Source organism: Candidatus Binatia bacterium, from assembly GCA_029243485.1.
In the GTDB taxonomy this organism is placed as follows: Bacteria; Desulfobacterota; Binatia; order UBA12015; family UBA12015; genus VGTG01.
Window position 1 is genome coordinate 374,926 of the sequence record JAQWRY010000088.1, and the last position, 21,243, is coordinate 396,168.

At 66.1% G+C, this 21,243-nt stretch carries 18 protein-coding genes; 8 read left to right on the plus strand and 10 right to left on the minus strand.

The window, feature by feature from the left end:
- Nucleotides 1-3: 3 nt before the first annotated feature.
- The 4 genes from P8R42_30100 to P8R42_30115 form a co-directional block, all read right to left on the minus strand.
- Entirely contained in the window at nucleotides 4-2,046 is a 2,043-nt protein-coding gene (locus tag P8R42_30100; GenBank protein ID MDG2308856.1) for a sulfatase, read from the minus strand.
- A gap of 55 nt (nucleotides 2,047-2,101) precedes the next feature.
- Nucleotides 2,102-5,053 carry an Ig-like domain-containing protein gene (locus tag P8R42_30105; GenBank protein ID MDG2308857.1) on the minus strand — a complete coding sequence of 984 codons (2,952 nt, stop codon included), beginning with the start codon at nucleotides 5,051-5,053 and terminating at the stop codon, nucleotides 2,102-2,104.
- A 175-nt stretch (nucleotides 5,054-5,228) separates the two neighbouring features.
- Nucleotides 5,229-6,146 (minus strand): hypothetical protein, encoded by a 918-nt coding sequence (locus P8R42_30110; GenBank protein ID MDG2308858.1) that lies wholly within the window; start codon nucleotides 6,144-6,146, stop codon nucleotides 5,229-5,231.
- A 64-nt stretch (nucleotides 6,147-6,210) separates the two neighbouring features.
- The gene (locus tag P8R42_30115) at nucleotides 6,211-6,930 is read right to left on the minus strand and encodes a hypothetical protein (protein MDG2308859.1); all 720 of its coding nucleotides are present in this window, start codon (nucleotides 6,928-6,930) and stop codon (nucleotides 6,211-6,213) included.
- A 220-nt stretch (nucleotides 6,931-7,150) separates the two neighbouring features.
- Between P8R42_30115 and P8R42_30120 the strand changes: the two genes are divergently transcribed.
- The 4 genes from P8R42_30120 to P8R42_30135 all read left to right on the plus strand — a co-directional run bounded on the left by P8R42_30120 (nucleotide 7,151) and on the right by P8R42_30135 (nucleotide 11,302).
- On the plus strand, nucleotides 7,151-8,314 hold the full coding sequence (locus tag P8R42_30120; protein MDG2308860.1) for an acyl-CoA dehydrogenase family protein: 1,164 nt from the start codon (nucleotides 7,151-7,153) through the stop codon (nucleotides 8,312-8,314).
- Between the two features lie 9 nt (nucleotides 8,315-8,323).
- Entirely contained in the window at nucleotides 8,324-9,532 is a 1,209-nt protein-coding gene (locus tag P8R42_30125; protein MDG2308861.1) for a CoA transferase, read from the plus strand.
- A 92-nt stretch (nucleotides 9,533-9,624) separates the two neighbouring features.
- Nucleotides 9,625-10,611, plus strand: coding sequence for a hypothetical protein (locus P8R42_30130; protein MDG2308862.1), 987 nt, complete (start codon nucleotides 9,625-9,627; stop codon nucleotides 10,609-10,611).
- Nucleotides 10,612-10,630: 19 nt separating this feature from the next.
- Nucleotides 10,631-11,302, plus strand: coding sequence for a VTT domain-containing protein (locus P8R42_30135; GenBank protein ID MDG2308863.1), 672 nt, complete (start codon nucleotides 10,631-10,633; stop codon nucleotides 11,300-11,302).
- Here P8R42_30135 and P8R42_30140 read toward each other — a convergent pair.
- The 6 genes from P8R42_30140 to P8R42_30165 are packed head-to-tail and all read right to left on the minus strand — an operon-like array spanning nucleotide 11,274 to nucleotide 16,243.
- Nucleotides 11,274-13,064, minus strand: coding sequence for a DNA mismatch repair protein MutS (locus P8R42_30140; protein ID MDG2308864.1), 1,791 nt, complete (start codon nucleotides 13,062-13,064; stop codon nucleotides 11,274-11,276). The genes P8R42_30135 and P8R42_30140 overlap by 29 nt on opposite strands.
- 51 nt (nucleotides 13,065-13,115) lie before the next feature.
- Entirely contained in the window at nucleotides 13,116-13,547 is a 432-nt protein-coding gene (locus tag P8R42_30145; protein ID MDG2308865.1) for a hypothetical protein, read from the minus strand.
- Nucleotides 13,544-14,299, minus strand: coding sequence for a thiamine pyrophosphate-dependent enzyme (locus P8R42_30150; GenBank protein ID MDG2308866.1), 756 nt, complete (start codon nucleotides 14,297-14,299; stop codon nucleotides 13,544-13,546). The genes P8R42_30145 and P8R42_30150 overlap by 4 nt, the downstream gene beginning before the upstream one ends.
- Before the next feature lie 14 nt (nucleotides 14,300-14,313).
- Entirely contained in the window at nucleotides 14,314-15,432 is a 1,119-nt protein-coding gene (locus P8R42_30155; GenBank protein MDG2308867.1) for a hypothetical protein, read from the minus strand.
- Nucleotides 15,429-15,671, minus strand: a complete 243-nt coding sequence (locus P8R42_30160; protein ID MDG2308868.1) for a 4Fe-4S dicluster domain-containing protein — start codon at nucleotides 15,669-15,671, stop codon at nucleotides 15,429-15,431. Before P8R42_30160 ends, P8R42_30155 begins: the two co-directional genes overlap by 4 nt.
- A complete protein-coding gene (locus tag P8R42_30165; protein MDG2308869.1) occupies nucleotides 15,671-16,243 on the minus strand; it encodes a 2-oxoacid:acceptor oxidoreductase family protein in 573 nt (190 codons plus the stop codon). Before P8R42_30165 ends, P8R42_30160 begins: the two co-directional genes overlap by 1 nt.
- A 222-nt stretch (nucleotides 16,244-16,465) precedes the next feature.
- Here P8R42_30165 and P8R42_30170 point away from each other — a divergent pair, with 222 nt between their 5' ends.
- The 4 genes from P8R42_30170 to P8R42_30185 are packed head-to-tail and all read left to right on the plus strand — an operon-like array spanning nucleotide 16,466 to nucleotide 21,178.
- On the plus strand, nucleotides 16,466-17,422 hold the full coding sequence (locus P8R42_30170) for an ATP-grasp domain-containing protein (GenBank protein MDG2308870.1): 957 nt from the start codon (nucleotides 16,466-16,468) through the stop codon (nucleotides 17,420-17,422).
- Nucleotides 17,423-17,432: 10 nt separating this feature from the next.
- The gene (locus P8R42_30175; GenBank protein MDG2308871.1) at nucleotides 17,433-18,059 is read left to right on the plus strand and encodes a PIG-L family deacetylase; all 627 of its coding nucleotides are present in this window, start codon (nucleotides 17,433-17,435) and stop codon (nucleotides 18,057-18,059) included.
- A gap of 54 nt (nucleotides 18,060-18,113) precedes the next feature.
- Nucleotides 18,114-18,845: a Crp/Fnr family transcriptional regulator gene (locus P8R42_30180; protein ID MDG2308872.1), complete on the plus strand. Its 732-nt coding sequence runs from the start codon at nucleotides 18,114-18,116 to the stop codon at nucleotides 18,843-18,845.
- Nucleotides 18,842-21,178 carry a redoxin family protein gene (locus P8R42_30185; GenBank protein ID MDG2308873.1) on the plus strand — a complete coding sequence of 779 codons (2,337 nt, stop codon included), beginning with the start codon at nucleotides 18,842-18,844 and terminating at the stop codon, nucleotides 21,176-21,178. The genes P8R42_30180 and P8R42_30185 overlap by 4 nt, the downstream gene beginning before the upstream one ends.
- Nucleotides 21,179-21,243 lie beyond the last annotated feature (65 nt).

Here is a 21,243-nt window from a genome sequence, read left to right on the forward strand (position 1 = left end):
CCGCTAGTCGAGATATCCGAGAGCGCGGAGCTTGTCCTGCGTTCTCGTATCGACTTCGCGTTCCTGCGCGGTGCCGGGCTCGGCGGCGTCCATCGCGCGGTAGACGCCCAGTAGCTCGCGGCCTTGTGCGCGGAGCTCGGGGTCTTCGGCAAGGTTGTTCTGTTCGCCGGGGTCGGACCTGAGGTCGTAGATCTCGACCGGGTCTTCGAGGTTCTCTCGGCCGATCCACTTGTAGTCCTCGGTACGCGCCGAGAACAGGCGCCCGTCGGCGTGCTTCAGGGAAGGGCCCTCGGCGAAACGGACCGCGTTGCGCGGTGGTTCCCCGTGGAGCAGCGCCGGGGCGAGGCTCTCGCCGCCGAGGGCCTCGACCGGTGGAATCCGGACGAGATCGAGGAGGGTCGGCCCGAGGTCGACCAGGGAGACCTGTCCGTCCACGACGGCTCCGGCCGGGATCAGACCCGGGGCCCAGAAGACGAGGGGAACGCGGAGCACCTCGTCGTAGACGGTTCGCGAGTGGCCGACGCTGCCGTGCTCGCCGAATTCGTCGCCGTGATCGGCCGTGACGACTACGATCGTCTCGTTGGAAAGGCCGAGTCGGTCCAGAGTGTCGAACAGGCGTCGCAAGATGCGGTCGGTGTAGACGACTTCGCCCGCGTAGCGGTTGCGCATACGGGCCCAGCGCGGTTTCTCTCCGGGGAGGGGCTTTGCGTGGAAGACATCGTGCTCGGGCGGGGGCTCGTACGGGGTGTGGACCTGGTAGCTGTGGAGGAAGAGGAAGAACTTTTCGCCGCGGTGATGGCCGAGCCAACGAAGGCCGCGATCGAGCGTCTGCTCGATGTCCCCGCGCGCGTCCCACATGCTCAGGCCGCGGTTCTCGTAGTAGTCGTCGAAGCCACGTTCGAAGCCGGCTTCGGCGGCGAGCATGGCGTTCTCGGTGAAGGCGGCGGTCGCGTAGGAGTTCGCAGCGAAGATCTCGGCGAGCGTTGGCATCTTCGCCGGCAGGACGTGCTTTGCGTGCAGCACTTTGTGCTCGGCCGGATACGAGCTCGTGAAGAGACTCATGTGCGACGCGCTCGTGGAAGGGTAGGGCGCGAGGGCCTGCTGGAAGGACGCGCCCTCTCGCGCGCGGGCATCGAGTTCGGGCGTGAGCGGCTGTCCCTCGTAATCCCGGCCGACGAAATCTCCGCGCATCGTGTCCAGGGATACGAGGATCACGTTGCGCTGTCCGTTGCGGCCTCTCGACTGAAGAATCTGCGGATTGCCCCAGATGGGGACGCTCCAGTCGCCGACGGCAACTCCGGCTTCGGCCGGCTGGACTTCGGTTCGGAGCTCGAAGCGGACGTCCTGGCCGGAGAGGGCTGAGATGTCGACGCGTCGGTCGATCCAGCGCTCGCGTGTTTCTTCGGGGTGGACGACTGAGCGCAGAACTTCGCGGCTCCCGAAGTCACCGTTCGCGACGATCTGGAAGACGGTCGGGGCGGCGCCGACGTCAGCGGCGACCGAATCGATCGCCAGCCCCACGTGCAGGGTGGAACCGGGGCCGATCGCGATCTCTTTGGTTCGGAAGTTCGGGGATTCGTCCGGGATCGCCTGGCCGACGATGCGCACCCGAATCTGCTCGGTACGCTCGAGGTTCTCGGGGATCGGCAGCGTCAGGGTCACGCCCGGATGGTGCCCCTCGAGCACGATGGGAGGCGTGCTCTTCCACCCCTCGACGTCGTTGCTCATAAGGCTCGGCTCGAGCACGACGCGCCCCCGCGAGAGCTCCGCCGGGAGACGCGCCTGGACGTCGAGGGTCGTGCCTTCGGGGAAGGGCAGCGTCGAACTCAGCACATTGCGTCGCGTTGGACAGCCCAGAGCTGGTCGCGATTCGTCGGCGACGGCGCACCGGGCGGGCGCGCCCGAGGGGGCTCCGCCTTCGAGCTGCTGGGTGAGGCGCACCACGGGCTGGAGCGCCACATCGTTCGAGCTACGGCAGGAGGCCGAGCAGGCGAGGAGCGTTGCGACGAGCGCGAGGAGCGGCTTGCGGGTGACGACGAATTGCATGAAGTGCCGCGGCCGAGATTAGCCAGGGCGGTCGCGCCTGTCGAGGCGGCGGCGCCTACGGGAGGACGACTTCGATGATCGTGCGGTTGTCCGACACGATGCCGGTCGTCGGGTCGACGCTCCGGACGGTCGTGGTGCCGGGGGCGATGGCGATGACGCGGCCGGGCCGGTTCCCGAAGCTCTGGACGATCGCCACGGCGGGGTCATCGCTGATGAACTCGACGTAGCGCGTGACCGTCTTTTTGCCGTTGTCGTCGAAGTGACCGCGCGCGGTCACGCGACGATGCTTGCCGATCTCGATGACCCGACGGTCCGGCCGCATCGTGATGCTCGCGAGGAGCGAGCTGATCGTGATCTCGGTGCTGCCGGATTCGCCCGTGCCGAGGCTTGCCGTGAGCATGGCGGTGCCGATCTTCGAACCGCCCAGCGCGAGGCCTTCCTCGCCTTCGCGGTCGCTGATCCGGGCGATATCCTCGTCGGTCGACGTCCAGGTGACGTCCTTCGTGACAATGCCGTTACCGCCGTCGCTCAGTTCGGCGATGACACGAAGCTTCCGCCCGGTGCTGCCGCGGATCGTCTTCGACTTGGGTACGACGCGGACGCTCGTCACCCCGCCGGCCACGGTGACGGTCGAGATCGCGACGTGGCCGCTCGCGGCGGTCGCGAAAATGAAGGTCTCGCCGTCGCTGAGGAACTGGACGAGCCCCTTTTCGTCGATGTCGTTGACCGTGGCTACCGCCTCGTTCGTGGAATTCCAGGAGACGGTGTTCGTGGCATCGCTGCGAGCACCTCCCGCGTAGTCGGCCGCGGCACGGAAGCGGCGCTCGCGCAGGGCCTTTCCGTCGAACGTTTCGGGCGAGATCTCGAGCCCGGTGATGTCGCCGGCGACCTCCACGATACTCGAGGCGAGGAAGCCGTCGCATTCGATCCGGATGGTCGTACGCCCGCCGATTTCGATTCCGGTGACGAGCCCCTTGTCGGTGTCGTTGTTTACGGTGGCAATCGACTCGTCGTCGATGCTCCACTCGCAGCGGTCGCTGATGACGCCCTTCGATTCGTCGGCGAACGTCGCTCGCGCTTTGTACTCGCCCGGAGTGCCAACCTGGACGACCCCGCCGTTCGCCTCGTCGACTTCGACGGAGACGACGTCGCCCTGAACCCGCAGGTTGCTGACCTCGGCGGAGGCGAGCCCACGGATCGGGTCGGTCGCGGTCAGGGTGGTGACGCCGCTGTCGACGCCGAGGACTTCGCCCTTCTCGAGCGGATCCTCTTCTTCTGGTGCGGGCGACCCGTTTCCGACCTCGGCGACCGTCGTGTCGAGGACGGCCCAGTCGACGACATCGCGCAGATTACTCGTGAATTTGCCGGTCGAGAGCTCGCCCTCGGCCGTGGCTTTTCGCCGCTGGTCGCGGATGACCTTGAAGGTCGTGGGCTTCACCCGAATCGCGACGAGGGTTCCCTCGACCACGAGGGTCGCGGGCGGCGATGTGAGTTCGTCTTCTTCTCCCGGGTTCCGGATTGCGACGATGCTCGCGGTCCCGTCGGCGAGCGTGCTCAGGACGCCGTCTTCATCGATCGTAGCGATGCCGGCCGGCGCGATCTGCCAGGTGACGTTCCCCGAGATGTTGCTGCGGGTCCCGTCTGCCCGGCTGCCGTAAGCTCGCACGGGCAGCGTCATCAATCGGCCGAGCAGGATTTCCTCGGGTTCGACGGAGACATCGAGGACGGCGCCGCCGACGTTGACGACCACGGCGCCAGAGACCACCCCGGTGCTCGGTTCGGTCGCGAACAGGGCCGTTTCGCCGACGGTGATGCCCGTTACCTTCCCGCGGTCTTCGTTCGTGTTGCCGACGACGGCGACCGAGGGGTGGCTAGTGGACCACGTGACGACCTTGCGGAGATCCGGGGTGGAGAGGCCGCTGCTCAAGCGTCCGAAGACTCTGGCAGTGCGCTGATCGCCCACCGAGACACTGAAGGGGGCGGGCTCGACGTCGAGCGACACGAGGACGCCCGAGACGAGTACGACGATGTCCTCGGTCGTCGTGAGGGCGCGCTCTTCATCGGTCGCGCGGAGGGTCACGAAGCCATCTGCGAGTCCTTCGACGTCCCCCGCGTTGTCGCCGCCTTCGGTGATGTCGATTACGCCGACAGGGCCGAAGATGTCGAACTTCACGTCTTTGGTGATGTTCGTGCGCGAGTCGTCGACGCGATAGGCGTAGACTTCGACCGCCGCGACCATCCCGGCGCCGAGCGTCGTCAAGTTGGGGACCAGGAACTCGACGTCGAAATCGATGTGCGTGATCTCGGCTTTGATCTTGGTGCTGCCGTCTTCGGCCGAGTTCTGCAGTCCACTCGGTGCGTGTGCGGCCGTGATGATGACCTCTTCGGTTGGTTGAAGTGGGTTCACGAGGCCGGTCAGGCTGACCATGGCGGCGGACCCGTTGCTGGAACTCCAGGTCACGTCCGGCGTGATGTCGGCCGAGCAGCCGTCTGCGTACTCGGCGCGCGCTTTGTACTGCTCGGGGATCCCGACGTCGAGATTCTTGCTCGTGGGCCGCGTCGTGATCGCGACGATCGGCCCGGCGACGATCGTGAGGACGGTGTTGCCCTTCGTCCTGCTGCCGCCGAATTCGAGAGCGGCGCGGATCTCGACGTCCCCCGGGGCCCGCGCCTCGACGAGCCCGCGGCTACCGTGCTCCGCGCTGACCTTGGCCGTGGACGAGTCGCCGGTCGTCCATTCGGCGACGGCGGTGATGTCCTGCGTCGTGCCGTCGCTGAAGACGGCGGTGGCTAAGAACTGCCGAAATTCGCACGGCGCCATCGTTGGCAAGGCGGGCGTGACGATCACCTCGTCCAGAACCGCGGCGGTTGCCGGCTCGGGAATGCTCAGGAGGAGGGGGAGGAACGAGAGGAGGCAGAGGAGCAGTGTGGCGCTGGGTCGACCGCGGGGGCCGGTCCCGCGCCTGAGGCTACGTAGTCCCAGGTGCATGTATTCCTGCTTGCTCAACTCGAATCATCGCGAAAGTTCCGAATCGAGTGATGTTGCAAGCGCAGTGCCACGTAGGGCACGAAACCACTGGGGGAGCGTGGCTCGAAACACCGACGAATTCGCGACGTCGGGCATTTTCGCAAGCTCCGGTCCTCCTAAAGGGTCGAAATGCGGGTGTATTTGAACGCCTGTCTCAGCCGGCGGTGCGCCAAGCGAAGCGAACGGCGAGCGGATCGTGGTCGCTCAAGGGGGTGCCATCGGGGCTCGTGAACTCATCTACCGCGAACTCCCACGAGAGCGCTTCGACCTCGACGCCGCCGCCGTTGCGGAAGGCCATCTTGTCGATACGGGCGGGCTCCGGGCAGTCGAGAGCTGCGCAGGCGTCGGTGAGTCCGGCGTCACGCAGGAGCCTCTCGTATTGGCTCTTGTCGGGCTCTTCGTCCGTATGGAGGTTGAAGTCGCCGCCAATGATCACGGCGCGGCCCGCTGAGAACGTCGTCAGGACGTCGAGCATCTGGGTGATGCCCTCACCGCGAATGCGCTCGTCGTTCGCAGAGCCGCCGGCTTCCATGTGGAGATTGTAGACGTCGATCTCGACACCGGGCGCGATCTGCGTGCGCGCGTAGCTGAATCCCTTGAACGCCAGGCAGTCGGCGGACGTGATGTCGCAGTCGTCCCACGCAACGCGCGTTACGGGGTCGAACGGGTACCGGGAGAAGCGACCCAGGCCGTCGGCGAGAAGCGCATCGGGGCGTCGCGGATCGGTGCCGAGCGGCGCCTCCGCCGGAATCGACAGGTACGGATGGTCGACTCGCGAGACCAATTCCTCGTGGTACGTCCGTGTCGGCGCGAACGGGTTCGGATCCGGCGTCTGCCAACTCTCCTGAACGAGGACGAGGTCGTACGCGTTCAGCTTCGGCCCGATGAGCGGCATGAATGTGGCCGGCATGGAGCCCGAGATCCCCTCGGGGAGACCCGCGACGTTGTACGCCAGAGCGGAGATCTCCCCGCTCGCGCCTGCCGTTGCGCCGGACTCGTTGGCCGAGTCCCCGCAGGCGCCGACAAGGGTCAGAGCAACGAGCGAGGCGAGGAATTGGCGGGTGTACGTCATGGCGGTAAGCATCCGCGCAGGCGGGCCCGGAACGCAAGCGCTCCAAGCCCGGCCGCGGGCGAAGCTAGTTCCGGGCGGCGCCCTCGAGAATCCAGTTGCGGACCCAGTCGATCTGCTGGTCGCTCAGCATTCCGCCGATCGGCATGAGCGAGCCGCTGCCCTCGCCGGTCAGCTTCGACAGGAGGTAGCTCGCGTTCGCGTCGAAGGGCTCGACGCGGTTCAGCATCACCATCTGCGTCGACATCATGTCGACGATGTTGTCGTAGGCGGCCCCCGGGGAGAGATCGAGGCCGGCCGACGAGGTTATGGGGTCGTGGCAGCCGCCCATCGCGCAGCTCGCCGTGAAGGTCGGGTTGACGTTTCCGGTGAAGGTCGACTGCGTCCCGGGCGGCAGGACGAAGCTGGCCGGGAGTGGGATGTTCTGTCCGATATCAACCCAGGCGCTTGGCTCGCACGGGGCCGTGGTGCAGGCGTCTGCGCCGAGGCAGTCCAGGAAGTATTGGTTGTCCGACGGGTCGTCTGCGTAGTCGATGTTCACGAACTCGCACCAGATGAAGGAGGGCGGGGCGCCATTGGTCTTGAACACGTTCCCGGTGAGAGTACCGGCGTCGAAGTTGTACGAGATGGCCCATTCTTCGGCCCCGACGGTCCGCTGGATCAGGTAGCTCCTGGAGTCCGGGGTGAGCTGAATCTGAGCCTCGGCCTTTGCGGCGATGCCGACCGTTGCGATCCCCGCGACGGCTATGGCAACTCGGATGAAGCGTTTTCGAAGGTTCTTCTTCACTGGTCGCGTTCCTTTCTTCCTACCCCGGTAATTGGTCCTGTCTGCAGCGGGCGCCAATACGCCTTCCTGCTCGATACTGCCTAATAGAAGCGAAAGGAGAAAGTTAACTTTGGACAAAGGGTCTACGCGGTCGATTTCGAAGGGTGAATAGGGGGCCGGGCGGACTCAAGGACCCCTCCGGATTGCGGGCCGACGCATCCGGTCGATAGAGTCGCAGGTGATGGACCTCACCTTTGCCCCCGGCGCCGAGGAGTTTCGCGCGGATCTTCGGGCGTGGCTCGCCGAAAACGTCCCAGAGGGGTTCGGGACGGATGGCTTCGCGGATTTTCCCACGCTGGACGCGGAGTTCCAGTTCCTGCGCAGGTGGCAAGGTACTCTCTCGGAGGCGAAATGGGTGGGGGTGCACTGGCCTTCGGAGTACGGTGGTCGCGGGACCGGCCCCGAGGAGAACTACCTGCTCCAGGAGGAGATGGCCGCGGCGCGGGCCCCGGAGGTCATCAACCGGATCGGGGTGAACCTGGTCGGTCCGTCCCTCATGACCCACGGGACCGAGGAGCAGCGCCGGACATATCTCGCGCGGATCCTGTCCGCTGAGGACATCTGGTGTCAGCTCTTCTCGGAGCCCGGCGCCGGATCGGACCTCACGTCGCTCACGACCCGCGCCGAGGTCGACGGCGACCACTTCGTCGTGACTGGCCAGAAGGTGTGGACGAGTTGGGCCCAGTACGCGGACTACGGGATCCTGCTCGCCCGGACCGATCCCGACGGAAAGCGGGCCCGCGGAATCTCGTACATGGTCGTCGACATGCGAAGCCCGGGGGTCGAGGTGCGACCGCTGCGGCAGCTGACGGGCAGTTCTGAATTCAACGAGGTGTTTCTCGAAGGTGTGCGAGTCCCGAGGGCGAACCTGGTCGGCGAGTTGCACAAGGGTTGGTCGATCGCGCAGACGACTCTCGCGCACGAGCGCGGCACCTCCCCGCGGCAGCTCGTCATTCACCGGATGTTGCTGGACGACCTCGTGGGGATCGCGGATACGCTCGCCGCGGACGACCCGCGGCGCGCCGAAATCGCGCAGGCGGCGATCGAGGTGCAGATCGCGAAGCTGAACAACTGGCGCACGCTCACGCGGCGCGTCCGCGGCGAACCCCTCGGCCCGGAGAGCTCGTTCATCAAGTTGTACTGGAGTGAGATGAGTCAGCGGATGCACGACACCGTTATGAATGTGCTGGGCCCTGCGGGAATCCTCGACGGCGGTGCTCACGCAGTCGCGCGCGGACGCCTCCTGCGCTCCTACCTGTACTATCGCGCCGCATCGATCTTCGCCGGAACGAACGAAGTGCAACGGAACATCATCGCGCAGCGGGTGCTGGGTCTGCCGCGTTGAGGGGATACGATGGCTGATTTGCCGCTCGAAGGTCTGCGCATCATCGACATCGGAACCCGCATCGGGGCGCCGTTCGCGGCGACTCTCCTGGCGGACTTCGGGGCCGAGGTCATCAAGGTCGAGCAGCCGGGGCGCGGCGACTTCATGCGGACGATCGGCCCGTTCGAGGACGACTATTCGCTGTGGTGGGCGGTCGAGGGCCGGAACAAAAAGTCGGTCACGTGCGACCTCCGCAAGCCCGAAGGGCGGGAGCTACTGAAGAAGCTCGTCGTTCATGCCGACGCGATGGTGGAGAACTTCAAGCCCGGAACCCTCGAAAAGTGGGGCCTCGGCCCCGACGTGCTGGAGGAGGTGAACCCGGGTCTCGTTCTTTCGCGGGTGAGCGTTTACGGCCAGACCGGACCGTACGCGGCGCGGCCCGGACTCGATCGCAACGGGATCGCGATGGGCGGTTTGCTGCACATCACCGGCTACAAGGATCGTCCGCCCGTCCGACCCGGGATCATCATCTCCGATTATCTAACGGGGCTCTTCAATGCGTTCTCTCTCATGATCGCGCTTTACCACCGGGATGCGGGTGCGGGGCGCGGCGAGCGCCGCGGACAGGTCGTCGATCTCGCGTTGTACGCATCCGTCCTGCGTCTCATGGAGCACACGATCCCCGTGTACGATCGACTGGGCGTCGTGCGTGGGCGCGAAGGGAACCGGCTCAAAAACTCCGCGCCGCTCGACAACTGGGAGACGAAGGATGGCGAGTACGTGAGTCTGATCGCCGCGGGCGACGGGTTGTTCCCGCGCCTCGCAAAGGCGATCGGTCGCGCAGACCTTCTCGACGACGAACGTTTCTCGACACTGAGTGCTCGGGTGGAGCATTCGGACGAGATCAACCAGATCGTCGCGGACTGGTGTGCGGCCCGGATGGCGGACGAGATCGAAGCCGTCGCCCTAGAGAACGACGTGCCCTTTGCGCGCACGATGAGCGTTGCGGACATCTGCGCCGACCCGCATGTCGCGGCGCGGGGGGACATCGAGACGGTCCAGGATCCGGTTCTGGGGGCGGTGCGGATGCAGGGCGTCTATCCCAGGTTTTCGCGGACTCCCGGCGAGATCCGAAGCGGCGCGCCTCGCCTCGGCGAGCACAACGAGGAGGTGTACTCCGGTCTTTTGGGGCTCTCGGGGGACGACCTTACGAACCTGTCGCGCGACGGTGTGATCTAGAGCCGACGCCGCTGGTTCGGTCCGGAGCTCGTCGGCAACCTACTAGATCTCGTCTACCCCGGAACGCTCCGGGCGTGGTATCTCCCCCAGCGATGCTTCGTTTCCCGATCGTTGCGGCCTTCGCGGTGTTGGCGAGCGTCGTCCCTTCCGCCTGGGCGGGTCCGACGGATCAGGAGTATCCGCTCGACGTGGATCTCGGTGACCGGATCGATCCGGTTCGGCCGGGCGACGACATCGTCTACGAGATCGAGGTCGAAAACTTCACGGAGAGCAACGCGGAGGGCGTCGTGGTCACCGATCATCTCCCCCCGGGGACGACGTTCGTCGTCGCGCACCGTGAGCCCGACTGGGCGGTGGTGCCCGCGATCAGCGACGGGGACGAGGTTCGTTTCGAGCTCGGTGACATCGCGCCGTGCGATCAGGCCGATACGCCGCGCTGCCGCGACCTGTGGGTCGTCCTGCGTGTCGATGCGGCTGTCGCGAACGGAACCCTGCTTTTGAACCGGGCAACGGTGGAGTCGAGCGATTCGACGCTTCCCATGAACGAAGCGACGACGGTGACGATGGTGTCTTCCGCGGCAATCCGGTCGGTGAAGCTGAACGTGGGACGCCCCGGCCGCGATCGCGCCAAGGTGACGGCCGATCTCGCTCGCTCGGGTTTGCACACACCGCTCGATCCGCCGACCCCGACGGTGGACCTGACGCAGGGCCTTTCGATCCAGTTCGGTGTTCCCGGCGAGGTGCCGCTGTTCGAGTTGGACCTGCCGGCAGGGGAGATGGTGTGCTCAAACGCAGAGAATCCACTGCGCCGCGTGCGGTGCAAGCTGCGCGACAAGCGGCTGTGGAAGCCGCTGGGCCTGAAGAAGCTCGACGTCATTCTGCCGGGCTACCTCGCGGCGCAGCGCAACAACGCGCAGTTTCGCTTGAAGCTCGCGGGCCTCGACATCCCCTCCGACACGGGTCCGGCATTCGAGATCGTTGTGGAGGCGGGCGGAGCGATCTACACCCATGAGGTGATTCTCGAACCGAACAAAAGCGGCCGCACGCTCAAGTACTCGAAGGGGCAGGGAGACCTTTGACCCCGCGGGGGCGACGGCAGTGAACTCCAGGTTCCGGCTGGTCCTGTTTCTGCTGCTGGCCGTCGGTCTGCTCGTGGGAGGCCAGTGGCTTCGTGCCGCAGCCGGAATCGAGTTCTCCGCGGACTCCGTGCGGGCGTGGGTGGAACAGCAGGGCTGGATGGGCCCGCTGGTTTTCATCGGTCTCGTCGCGGGTCGGCAGTTCATCGCGCTTCCCTCCGCCCTGCTTCTGTCCGCAGGTGGACTCGTGTTCGGTGGGGTCCTCGGAACCCTCTTCGGGTCGATTGGCCTCGTGGGGTCGGCGGTAACGACGTTTGGCCTCGCTCGCGGTCTCGGTGGCGAGAAGGCGAAGGCGCAGGTCGCCGCGCGCTTCCCGTTGCTCGGTCGGTACATCGAGTCGGCCGGGCCGCTGCTCGTGTTCCTTACGATCGCCTATCCAGCGGGTCCGATGACGGCGGTCTTCTGGGCCGCCGGATTCTCGTCGGTTCGGCTCGCGTCGTTTCTGGTCGCGGTGTCTCTCGGTAGCTTGATTCGGTCTGCGGCCTACTCATTCTTCGGCGCGGCGCTCACCGACGTCGGCTCGCCGGCGTTCTGGGTCGCCAGCGTGGGCCTCGTGCTTGCGCTCGTAGTGCCCATGGCGCACCCCGGGTTGCGTCGTCGGTTGTTCAGACCGGAAGCCCCACAGACCGCATGAGTTCGATGGCGTTGCTACGGCGAACCACGCCGGGCCGCATCTGATAGTCGAACGTCATCCGACCGTCTTCGAGATGATCCTCGAAGTGGACGTTGCGGATCTTCCCGGCGTCGCCCGTGTCGATCTCTGCGAGCGCGAGGTCGTGGGTCGTCACGAGTCCGAGTGCGCCGTGCTCGAGCAGTCCCTTTACGATCGCGGCGGCGCCGATGCGTCGGTCATGCGAGTTGGTGCCTGCGAGCACCTCGTCGAGAAGGAACAGAAGAGGCGGGGCGCTCTGGGCCGTCGTCATGATGTCGCGCATCCGATCGATCTCCGCCTGAAACCGTGAGCGCCCGTCGAGGAGCGAATCCTGCGTTCGGATCGACGCGCCGATGCAGAGAGGCGAGAGGCGCAATCGTCGTGCGCGCACGGTCGCGCCGGCGAGGGCGAGAACCGCGTTCGTGCCGACCGCGCGCAGCATCGTGGTCTTCCCGGACATGTTCGAGCCGCTGATGATGACGGCGGGTGTCTCGCCACCGAAGGTGATGTCGTTCCGGACGCAGTCGGCGACGGGGAGCAGGGGATGGCCGAGAGCTTCTGCGTCGAAGCACGCCTCAGAGGTGTCGATCTCGGCGAACGCGTCTTCGGGATGCTCGTAAGCGTGGCTCGCCAGAGACGACAGCGCCTCGATTTCTCCGGCTGCGTCGAGCCATTCCGCGACCGCGGGCCCGAACTGCTGCCGCCAGCGATCGATCCAGAACGCGCCGTGAACGGGCCACAGCAGCACGATCGCGATGGGCATGAACAGGAGGTTCCGCCCCGAGTCGTGGATCTCGAGCCGGCGACGAAGGCCGTGAATGGCTGCGCTGGCCGGTGTTCCGCCGGTCCTGAGCGCGAGTTGGAGTTCGGCTCCGCGCTTCGAACCCATCGGCTCGCGTTCGAGACGCAGGGCGAGCTCCGTGAGGAGGCTGAGGTCGCTCGCCGCCCGGTCGACGCCGCGCAGCGCCTCGGCGACCGTGCCGCGCACGAAGTAGAAGAAGCCCGCCTGGGCGAACACGGCGAGGAGGAGCGGCAGGCCCGTCGTCCGCCCGGTGCCGTAGAGAAGGAACGTCACGATCGTCAGGGTAGAGGCGATCGCGGCACCGATCGGGAGGCCGGCGGACTGCAGTGCCGGGGCTGCCTTCCCCCACGCGGCGAGCCGATCGGCGTCGACGGCCTTGCGGAGCTCTTCGCCGGCGAGCGCCAGATCTTCTCGAAGGTCGAGGCGTGGGCGCAGTTCTTCGACGGCCTCCTGGCGGGCGAGGATCTCTTCGTGGACCGACGGGCTGACGAGCCACCCGGCGAGGCGACGTTCGCCGTGACGCGTTCGCGCGCGCGTCAGCAGCTGGAACAACGATCCTTCGCCGAACAGGTCGAGGTCGGCGGCGTACAGGTGCCCGTCGGGCACGAAGTCGTCGCCCTGCGCTCCCTGGCCGCGCCACTTTCCCGCAAGGCGTGCAAGGCCGGACTCGTACAGCGCGGCGGCGCGGCGCGCGCGATCCTGCTGCTTCTTCACGCTCTCGTGCCATACGACGAGTGCGACGAATGCGATCGCCGGGGCCCACAGCCACGTCGACGACAAGAGCCCCCGGTCGAGCGCCGCGTAGGCCATTGCCAGACCCACGACCGTCGTTCCGAGGCGGATCCGAGAGATCAGGCGGTGCCGCTCGTTGGCCGCGGCGAGCGTCGAGAGGCGTTCGTCACGACGATGTTCGTATTCCTGCTGCGGGTTCGAGGTCGCCATCGAACGCACCGTATACGAATCGGGGAGGTAGAGCCCAGCGCACGGGGCCGCTCAGGGCTGCAGGGCGCCTTCCAGCGCCTGTAAGAGCCTGGCCCCCTGCTCGGGGGAGATCGAGTCGCTCGGCGCGAGGAAGACGTCGAAATACAGCATGAGCGAAACGTTCTCGTCGTCGACCTTGCGCAGGGTCTCGCCGAGCGCGTCGCGGGTCGCCTCGACGAGACGCGCTGCTGCATCGCCGCGTCCACATTGGACGCGAGCGACGGACGCGTTGCTCGCCGCGGCCACGACCAGGAAGAAGATGACCGCCCGCGCGGCGGCCTCGGCGTCGCCCAGGTCCGACACTTCGAGGACAGGCGTCTCCAACTGAGTCTGCGTGAAGCCGCCGATGTGGAGCTCCGCGCTCGCGCGCTCGCGCATCCATGCAGGCGCGCGCTCGGCGAGCGCACGGACGGCAGCGGTCCAGCAGGGCGGTTCGTCGATCACAGGCCTTCGGGGCGCTTCAGCTCGCCGACCGGGAACACGGGCAGGAGATTCTCTTCCTGGAAGCGTGGACCGTCGGCCGTGGGGACGAACCAGCCAGTCGGGCACATGGTCACGATCTCGACGAGCGAGAAGCCGAGGCCCTGTCGTTGGGTCTCGAGCGCCGCGCGGAGCAGCTTTTTCGTTTTTTTTACGCCGACGGGCGTGTGCACGGTGCCGCGTGCCACGTAGGCAACGCCCTCGAAGTCCTTCAGCATCTCCGGGAGGCGAATCGGGTGACCGTGGACGGCCGGGTCCCGGCCGCCGAGCGTGCTCTTCGTCTTCTGCCCCAAGACGGATGTGGCGGTCATGTGCCCGCCCGTTTCCCCGAACGCGGCGTTGTTCAGACAGATCGCCGTGATCTTCTCGCCCCGCGCGGCGGCGTGGATCACTTCCTGGATCCCCTCGGTCACCATGTCGCCGTCGCCCTGGAGCGTGAACACGAGTCGGTCGGGCAGAACGCGCTTGATACCGGTCGCCTGTGCGGGCGCCCGGCCGTGCATCGCCTGCTGACAGTCGACCTCCATCAATGCTGCGAACGCCGTGTAGCAACCGATGCCGAGGACACAGACGGCGTTCTCGCGCTCCTGCATCTCCTCGATGTTCTCCATGAGGACGCGGATGGCGCTGGGCTCGCCGCAGCCGGGGCAGAGCGAGTGGGTGTTCGTGCCGAGGAGAGGGGAGCGGGTGAAGACTTTCTGCATTTCGGTGGCCATCGTTGCTCCTTGCCTCAGGCGGCGCTGCGCGCGGCGTAGACTTCGCGCAGGCGTTCCAGAATGTGGATTGCGTCGATCTCAGGGCCGACGCCGAAACCCGAGCTGTCCATCGAGATGCCACCGATGAAGTGGACCGGTGCCCGGCCTTCCACGGCGAGCCGGACATCCTGCACCATCTGCCCGGCGTTGTTCTCGAAGACGGCGATCGGCAGGCCGTGCTCGGCGACGTTGCGGAAGGTGTCGTAAGGAAAGGGGACGAGCGAGTAGGGGCGGACGAAGCCGATCTTCATGCCTTCGTCGCGGGCGAGCTTCGCGGCGTAGCGCGCGAACCTCGCCGGAACCCCAAACGCGCTCACGACGAGTTCGGCGTCGTCGAGCCACTCGGTCTCGACCCGGACTTCTTCGGCGGCGATCTGTTCGTGCCGCGTAACGGCGATGCGCATCGGTGCGGTTACGTCCGTGCGGGTCTGGCCATTCGGGAGGGTGGAGCCGTCGGGGGCTTCTCTGATGCGCATGCCGAGCGAGGTGAGAAGTCGCGGGGCTCGGCCGCGTGCGCCGTCGGTCGCCCAGTCCTTCTCGGGCAGTGGCCCGAGAGCATCTTCGGGGGGCTCGAAGGTCACGGTCTCCGACGTGTGACTCAGGATGAAGTCACCGAAGATCATCACGGGGTGGCGCCATTTCTCAGCGAGGTAGAACGCGCGGTAGGCGGACTCGACGGCCTCTTGGCCGGTGGACGGTGCGAGAACGATCGCCCGATTCGAGCCGTGCCCGCCGCCGCGGGTGCACATGTTGTAGTCGCCCTGGCCGCGACCCATGTTGATGATCACGGCCGGGATCCGCCCGAGGACCATCTCGGAAAGGCTCTCTTGCATGAGGCTCATGCCGTTGGTCGTCGAGGCGATCATCGACCGAACGCCGGCGCCGGTCGCGCCCCAAACCATGTTGATGCCTTCGAGCTCGGACTCGACGTTCACGCACACGCCGTCGACCTCGGGCATCCTCTTGGCCATGTACTCGAGGACCTCAGTGGACGGGGTCATCGGGTAGCCGCAATAGAACCGGCAACCGGCCCGCACGGCCGCTTCGGCGATTGCGTGTCCCCCTTCGAGAAACGCGCGCTTGGAATCGCTCATGCGGAAACCTCCTCTTGGGTGCCAGGACGTCCACGGTAGACCTCGAAGCAGTAGTCCGGGCAGATCTCGGCGCAGAGTTCGCAGCCGGTACACCCATCCTGCAGCTCCGGATAGCGGAACCCGATCTGGTTCACGGTCTTCGACATCACGAGAACCTTGGGCGGGCACACCGGGATGCAAAGCTCGCAGCCTTTGCAGACATCGGTCAGAATGCGGACGGAGCCGACGGACTTGGCCATCAGTTTATCCAGGCCGGGTATCTGTCGGCGAGAGCCTGGGCGGCTTCGGCGCCCGCGGTCAGGCATCCGGCGTTGGTCGGAATTGTGTGGTGGCGGTACGGGGGCAAGAGCCCGGGCAGCGACTCGACCAGAGTGTCCACGGCGACGAGGCCGGTGAGTGTCGCAAACGCGCCAAGCGCGACCAGGCTCTGTCCCTGTGGGTTGTTCCGCTCGGCGGCGATGCCGGCGGCGTCGACACCGAACCACTCGCAGTCGGGCCGGCTCGGCGGCTCCGCGATGATGGATTGATTGTAGAGGATTGCGCTGCCGGGCCGGAGCTTGGCCTCGATCATCCCGAGTGCGGTCGGGTGCATCGCGATGGCCGCCCAGGCATGGGGTACCACCGGTGGCGCTTCCACCGGTCCGTCCGCGACCACGACGGTGCACTCACTCGAGCCGCCGCGCATCGTCCCGGAGAACATGCTGAATTGCATCACCTCGCGTCCGGCCATCATTCCGGCCTGCGCGAGCATCTTGGCCGCGAGCTGAACGCCCTGGCCCCCGATCCCGGTCAGAAGAATCTCTCGATCCATTTCTCGATTACCCGTCCTCGGCGGGGTGGAGCGTCCGCCGAACGTCTCGACGCACCGCTTCGCGCCGTCAGACCTGCTTGCACAGGCTCTGCGACCCTCGTATACCGGATTTCCACAACGTCGAGCAGTGCGTGCAGTGTGCCCTCGGGCACATTTAGGACGCTTTCCGGCTCGGCTCACTCCCATTTCCAGTCTACTGCCTCCCCGAGAAGAAACGTCCGAATGAGTCAGGATTCGCTCCCTACCGTATTGCTGCCCGGCGGCGGCGGCGACGCGGCGATCGGTGCCATGCGATCGCTTCGGCGCGCAGGCTTCGAAGGTCGCATCGTTTCGACCGACGCCAACCCACTGTCGACTGGTCTCTTCCTGGCGGACGCACAGCATGTACTGCCGCCGATCTCCGACAGCACCTTCTTCGAGCGCGCGCTCGAAGTGATCGAGAAGGAGAAGATCGACGTGATCTTCCCCACCTCGGGCTTCGACACGCTGATCTACAGCCAGAAGAAGAAGGAACTGCAGGAGCGTGGCGTCGTCGTCGCGATGAGCGATTGGCCGGCCGTGGAGTCGTGCGTCGACAAGTGGGCGTTTTACGAGAAGACCCGCGATCGCTTCCCGATGCCGAACACGACCATGAAACCGGCCGAGCAGACCGAGTTCCCGTGTTTCGTGAAGCCAGTGCGGGGCAAGGGCGCCCGAGGCATCGCGATGTGCAAGGACGCAGACGAGCTCGCCTACCAGGTCTCGCAGCGCGATGATCTCATCATCTCGGACTACCTGCCGGGAGAGGAGTACACGATCGATTGCCTGTCCGACCTGAACGGCAAGCCGCTCGTGGCGGTTCCGCGTGAGCGCATCGCCGTCAAAGAGGGAATCTGTGTCAAAGGTCGCGTCGTTCGCGACCCGGAGATGGAGAAGGCCTGTTCCGATCTGGCGGCTTTCTTGGGCCTCCAGGGGCCGTCGTGCATTCAGATGAAGCGCGCCGCCGATGGGAAGATGCGCTTCCTCGAGGTCAATCCCCGCATGGGTGGTGCGACGATCTTCGCGACGCTCGCCGGGGTGAACATCGCCTGGCTGCTGCTCGAACTAGCGCAGGGGCGCGAGGTCGAGATCAAGCCGTTCCGCGAGATCACCATACTGCGCCACTACGAAGAGGTGGTCGTGGAAGAGAAAACGAAATGAGGAGTCTGAGATGAACGTGCTGGTTTTTGGAGCGCATCCCGACGATCTCGAGATCGGAATGGGCGGAACCATCGCCAAACACGTCGAAGCGGGCGACGAAGTCGTCATGGTCGTCGGGACGGTTCCTTCCCAGGCCGCGCGGCGCAAGGAAGAGGCGCGCAAGGGGGCGAAAGTCCTGGGCGGCAATCTGCGCTTTCTCGAAGTCGAGTCGGACGAATTCGAGTATAACCGCCGTCTGGTGGGCCAGATCGATCGGCTTCTGAAGGAGATCGACCCGGAGCTGATCTACACCCACTGGGATCAGGATTCGCACCAGGACCACAACAATCTGTCGCGGGGCGTCATGTCCGCTACGCGCAAGAATCGCTGTTCGGTGCTGATGTACGAGCAGACGATCCCCGGCGGGATCGTACCAGGTGGCTTCAAAGCGCAGTCGTTCGTCGACGTTTCGGCGCACATCGATCGCAAGATCGAGAGCATCCAGGCCCACGAGTCTCAGCACGAGATCAACGGTGATCTCTGGCTCCAGGGCGTGCGTGGCCGCGCGAGCTACCGAGGCTTCCAGATCAACGTCGCCTACGCCGAGGCTTTCGAGATCATCAAAGAGATCGAAACGAACTTCCGGTATCGATCGTAGAGAGAGACCCACGAGTTCGCTTGTCGCAGCTTGGGCCGTCAGTAGAATGTGTCGATGGGCACCATGGACACGCGGCCGGCTGTCGATCTCCCGCTCAGGGGGCAGGTCCGCTCGGCGCGCAAGCTCCAGGCGGGGCTTCGCCGCCTGGGCTGGCCCGACGACTGCATCGAAGAGCTGCTCGACTCCGCCCGCTCCTTGCGCTTCGAGCGCGGCCGCGTCCTCTACCGGGACGGAAGCAGCGCGACCGATCTCTACTGGATGCTCGAAGGCGTGGCGAAGCTGTCGGTGCCGGGGGCCCTCGGGAAGAGGGTCCTGGTCGCGCTCGCGAAGCCGGGTGCGCTGCTCGGCAGCCATCTCGTGGTCGGTGGAAAGCGGCTCGACGAGGCGGCGGCCTTGACGCCGTTGCATGCCGCTGCGATTCCGAACGCGAGGTTTCGCGAGATCACGGCGGGCCTGCCGGTTCCGGTCCTGCAAGAGATGACCCGCGTCACGCTCGACTATCTCGCCAAGACCTTCGCGCGGACCGTGAAGCTCCTCACACTCGACTTGCGGGGAAAGCTCGCGCTCGGACTGCTCGACGTCGCAGACGGGTTCGGCGTGATCGACGCGGACGGTCGGCTCTTGAAGATCCGGCTTACGCACGAGGAACTCGCCGACCTGACCGGGGTTTCGCGAGCGCGCGTCACGAAAGCATTGCGTGAATTCGCGGAGCAGGGCCTCGTCGTGCGCCGCGGCCGCGACCTCGTGATCCGTGCGCCGGAGCTGCGCGAGGTGTGTGACCTATGACTCGCCCGTTCCTCGTCGCGCTCGCCTTCGGCGTCTTGCTCGGCTCGTGTGCGCCGAAGCCGATGTACGTTCGCCCGTCCTCGGAGAGCGGCGTTGCCGCGACCGTCGACCCGTCGCGGGTGCATGCGGTTCTCATCAACGGAGGCGCGGGCAAGAGGATCAACTACCAGTCGCACGTGATTCACCTACGCCAGGTGCTCGAGATCCTCGAGTCGAGCGGCGTCCCGGCCGGCCAGGTCGCGGTCTTCGCGAGCGACGGATCGAATCCCGACCCGGACCTGGCAACGCGAGAACTCCGCGCCGAAGGCGACGACGGCTGGTTGCTCGACGGAACTCTGCTCGAGAGCCCGATCGGGCGACCGATGGAGTTCGTGAGTACGGAGATCGACGGCGTGTCGCTGCGCCCGGCGACCAAGGCTTCGCTCGCCGAGTGGTTCGCGTCCGAGGGCGAGGCGCTCGAGCCGGGGGATGTCGTCTTCTTGTACGTGACCGACCACGGCACGCCCGGCAGCGAAGAGGCGGGTCCGCGGGCAAATGCGATTTCGCTTTGGGGCAAGCGCGAGAACCTCAACGTCGACGAGCTCGCCGATCTGATCGAAGGCCTGCCCACGGGCGTCCAGGTCGTCACGCTGATGTCGCAGTGCTTCTCCGGTGGGTTCGCGCAGCTTGCGTACGGCACGGGGGAGGCAACGCCCAACGGTCGCGTCTGTGGTTACTTCTCGACCACCGCCGATCGAGAAGCCTACGGTTGCTACGCGGAGAACCGCGGCGACCAGAACGTCGGCCACTCGATCCGCTTTCTGGAGGGTCTGGAGGGCAACGGCCGGATGGCCGATGCGCACTTGTTCGCGGTCGTGAACGATCACACCCCGGATGTGCCTCTTCGCACCTCCGACGAGTACGTGCGCGAGCTCCTCGAGCACGCGGCCTGGGACGCAGATCAGGACCCGGTCGAGTACGCCGATGCGCTCGTCGTCGAGGCGTGGGCTGATCCGGGGAGATACCAGCGGCAGATTCGGCTGGTCGATCGCATCGGCCGCAGCTTCGGATTCGCGAGCCCGCGGAGTCTTGCCGAAGTCGATGAGCGACTGGATCAGCTGCCCAAGGTTTCGGATCGTCTCGCGAAGCATACGGAAGCGTGGGTGGCCGCGCTCCGCGACCTCTCGCGCGCGAATGTGACGCGTTTTCTCGAGGACAACCCGGACTGGAAGGAACGTCTGGCCGTCGACGAGCTCACTGGGCTCGAGGCGCAAGACGCCCGCGCTCTCGGCAGTGACCTAGTCGCTGAGCTCGGGCCCGCGACGCGGCGGGACCGCGCGACGTACCGCCGGTTGCACGGGCTCCGAGAGCGGGCCGACACGGCGAGCGGAGCCTCCTATCGCATGGACGTTCGCGAGGCGGCGCTGCTTCGCATGCAAACGGTGCTGATCGACGTCGCAGGGGAGGTGTACCTGCAGGCACGTGCGAGCCGCTCCGAGAGAGAGGCCTTCGAGGCGCTGCGCGCTTGCGAGGATCTCGCCTTGCCGCTCGCCGAAGCGGAGCCGCTGAGCGATCGCGAGCCGTTTCCCCCGTACAGCGAAGATCTAGAAGTTGCGCGCACGGTTCTTCCCGCGTGGATGGGAATCCAGTTCAAGCAGGCCGTCCCCGCCCTTCGGAAGGAACACGATCTCACGGACGGGGCCGTGACCGTTCAGAAGGTCTACCCGGATTCCCCGGCCGAGGCGGCCGGGATCGAGCCTGGCGATGTGATCCTCGGACCGCCCGGCCGCCACTTTGCCGAGCCGCGCCAGATCCGCGAATGGACCATGCTCTCGAAGGTCGACGTGCCCCGGCGGCTCGACATCCTGCGTGGGGACGACCGGATTCAGAGGACGTTGGTTCCCGGTGCCCATCCCGGGAGCTTCCCGGAGCTGCCGGCGCCGCCCGGAGCGGGTGATCCTGCGCCGCCGCTACGGTTGTCGGCCTATCGTGCCGATGCTCCGACCTCCTTGTCGGGTAACGGGCCTCATCTTCTCTTTTTCTGGGCGACCTGGTGCGTACCGTGCAAGGCGGCCGTCCCGGAGGTCCTGGCCTACAGCGAGGCCACCGGTGTACCCATTATCGCCATCACGGATGAGACGGAGGCACAGCTCGATCCGTTTTTTGAACAGTACGAAGAGCCGTTCCCGGAGGCGGTCGCGATGGATCAGAATCGCGCGACTTCCCTGGCGTACGGCGTCAGCGGCACGCCGACCTTCGTGCTCGTCGGAGAGGACGGAATCGTCCGTAGTGCTTCGACGGGATACAACCGAAAGAAGGGTCTGGCGATCGGTGGTTGGAAGTGGAGGGGCTGAACCCCTATTACCCTTTGGGCGGGGTGGGTTACCCACCCTGTAGTCCGGCTCGGGCCGCAATAGCA

Excerpts from the sequence above, each read along its gene's own strand:
- P8R42_30100 (MDG2308856.1), bottom strand. The coding sequence starts at position 2,046 with ATGCAATTCGTCGTCACCCGCAAGCCGCTCCTCGCGCTCGTCGCAACG.
- P8R42_30110 (MDG2308858.1), bottom strand. The coding sequence starts at position 6,146 with ATGACGTACACCCGCCAATTCCTCGCCTCGCTCGTTGCTCTGACCCTT.
- P8R42_30120 (MDG2308860.1), top strand. The coding sequence starts at position 7,151 with ATGGACCTCACCTTTGCCCCCGGCGCCGAGGAGTTTCGCGCGGATCTT.
- P8R42_30125 (MDG2308861.1), top strand. The coding sequence starts at position 8,324 with ATGGCTGATTTGCCGCTCGAAGGTCTGCGCATCATCGACATCGGAACC.
- P8R42_30130 (MDG2308862.1), top strand. The coding sequence starts at position 9,625 with ATGCTTCGTTTCCCGATCGTTGCGGCCTTCGCGGTGTTGGCGAGCGTC.
- P8R42_30140 (MDG2308864.1), bottom strand. The coding sequence starts at position 13,064 with ATGGCGACCTCGAACCCGCAGCAGGAATACGAACATCGTCGTGACGAA.
- P8R42_30150 (MDG2308866.1), bottom strand. The coding sequence starts at position 14,299 with ATGGCCACCGAAATGCAGAAAGTCTTCACCCGCTCCCCTCTCCTCGGC.
- P8R42_30155 (MDG2308867.1), bottom strand. The coding sequence starts at position 15,432 with ATGAGCGATTCCAAGCGCGCGTTTCTCGAAGGGGGACACGCAATCGCC.
- P8R42_30160 (MDG2308868.1), bottom strand. The coding sequence starts at position 15,671 with ATGGCCAAGTCCGTCGGCTCCGTCCGCATTCTGACCGATGTCTGCAAA.
- P8R42_30165 (MDG2308869.1), bottom strand. The coding sequence starts at position 16,243 with ATGGATCGAGAGATTCTTCTGACCGGGATCGGGGGCCAGGGCGTTCAG.
- P8R42_30170 (MDG2308870.1), top strand. The coding sequence starts at position 16,466 with ATGAGTCAGGATTCGCTCCCTACCGTATTGCTGCCCGGCGGCGGCGGC.
- P8R42_30175 (MDG2308871.1), top strand. The coding sequence starts at position 17,433 with ATGAACGTGCTGGTTTTTGGAGCGCATCCCGACGATCTCGAGATCGGA.
- P8R42_30180 (MDG2308872.1), top strand. The coding sequence starts at position 18,114 with ATGGGCACCATGGACACGCGGCCGGCTGTCGATCTCCCGCTCAGGGGG.
- P8R42_30185 (MDG2308873.1), top strand. The coding sequence starts at position 18,842 with ATGACTCGCCCGTTCCTCGTCGCGCTCGCCTTCGGCGTCTTGCTCGGC.